The organism is Bacillus sp. P4_D3 (assembly GCF_056401855.1).
In genome coordinates this window covers 1-590 of record NZ_JBFUIN010001275.1, presented here as the reverse complement: position 1 = coordinate 590, position 590 = coordinate 1, and the positions used below count along the sequence as shown (strand labels likewise).

1 pseudogene is annotated in these 590 nt (G+C 30.5%); it reads right to left on the bottom strand.

Annotated features, from left to right (window positions below):
- Positions 1–452, bottom strand: a pseudogene (locus AC1DTM_RS30770) (alpha/beta hydrolase); the annotation flags it as partial.
- Between the last annotated feature and the right edge of the window lie 138 nt (positions 453–590).

Genomic DNA, 590 nt, shown 5'->3' with positions numbered 1-590 from the left:
ACCATGTACTCTCCACTGTATAGGGATTGGTTCGGTTTTCTGTCAAAATGATATGGTAAAGTGAAATAATACATATTCCACTTCAAGTTGGTCATATGGTCGTGGAATATTTTTTTTACACGTTCGTTAGAATCCATTCTCCAACCGTGAACAAAGATGACATGAGGTGCATCTTCATTTTCATGTAAAAATAATTCTCCAGTGACAGAATCGTTGCGTGAATCACCAGATTGAACCGAGCTTTTATATTTGAATTGTCCAATCATGTATTCCTTTTCTTGTTTTAAATGCTTAATGTTAAAATGAATATGAGATGGTTTTACTTTATAAAAAAATTCTATGTCCTTTATATATAGTGAGGTGTTAGAAAGAGAAGTATACTGAAACTTTACACTTCTTTTTTTGTGCAAATCATACAAGGCGTATCGATCAATGAGTTTTGAAAAAATCAAATTAACCTCCTCCAAAATACATATCGTCTAAAAGATGGACAAAATTTATGCTGTAAATTAATTGTAAAATATTCTCTTTTCCTAATAGTAGATGCTTGAATTATAAAACAGGTGGGGAATTTGTATATTATATTATAA